Origin of the sequence: Streptomyces chiangmaiensis (assembly GCF_036281785.1) — a bacterium.
GTDB lineage: Bacteria > Actinomycetota > Actinomycetes > Streptomycetales > Streptomycetaceae > Streptomyces > Streptomyces chiangmaiensis.
The window spans coordinates 1-710 of record NZ_JAYWVC010000691.1 but is presented as its reverse complement, the minus strand read 5'-3'; the positions used below and the strand labels follow the sequence as shown (position 1 = coordinate 710).

Sequence of the window (710 nt, the reverse complement as noted above, 5' to 3'; positions counted from 1 at the left end):
CTAGATGATCAATTCCAAGGGGTGCCTGCGGAGACGAGAACGAGGGTGTCCAAGATCGTTTTGTGACGAACAACCTGGACACCCTCGCGACAGCACTCTATGTGACGACCGACGACCTGCTGAAAGAGCGTCCGGACCTGGCGCCGTGGCGGCCGGCCGTGGGCATCGCGCCGCAGCTCACCGACGCCGAGTTGGTCACCCTCGCGATGATGCAGGCCATGCTCGGCTTCACGTCCGAGGCCAGGTGGCTTCGGCATGCCCGGGCCCACCTGCGGCACCTCTTTCCGTACCTGCCCCAGCAATCCGGCTACAACAAGCGGCTGCGCAAGGCCGCCGAGTTGCTTCGCCGAGTCACTCGGATCCTGGCCAGCAGCACCTCGGTGTGGAGCGACGACGTATGGATCGTAGACTCCACACCTGTGGAATGCGGCCGCTCGCGGGAGACCGTGAAACGCTCCGACCTGGCCGGATGGGCCCAGTACGGCTACTGCGCCAGCCACAGCCGCTTCTTCTGGGGCCTGCGGCTGCACCTGGTGTGCACCCTCCAGGGCCTGCCCGTCGCCTTCGCTCTGACCGGGGCCAAGGCCGACGAGCGCGAGACCGTGCTGGACCTGTTCGCGGCCGAACCGCACCTGACCGCCGCCCGGCCCGGACAGAGACTGATCGGGGACAAGAACTACTTCGGTCGCGACTTCGAACGCGAACTGGCC

1 protein-coding gene is annotated in these 710 nt (G+C 66.5%); it reads left to right on the top strand.

Annotated features, from left to right (window positions below; translation table 11 throughout):
* Nucleotides 1–62: 62 nt before the first annotated feature.
* Nucleotides 63–710 (top strand): IS982 family transposase (locus VXC91_RS46450; RefSeq protein WP_329513345.1); only part of this gene is annotated, 648 nt, incomplete at its 3' end.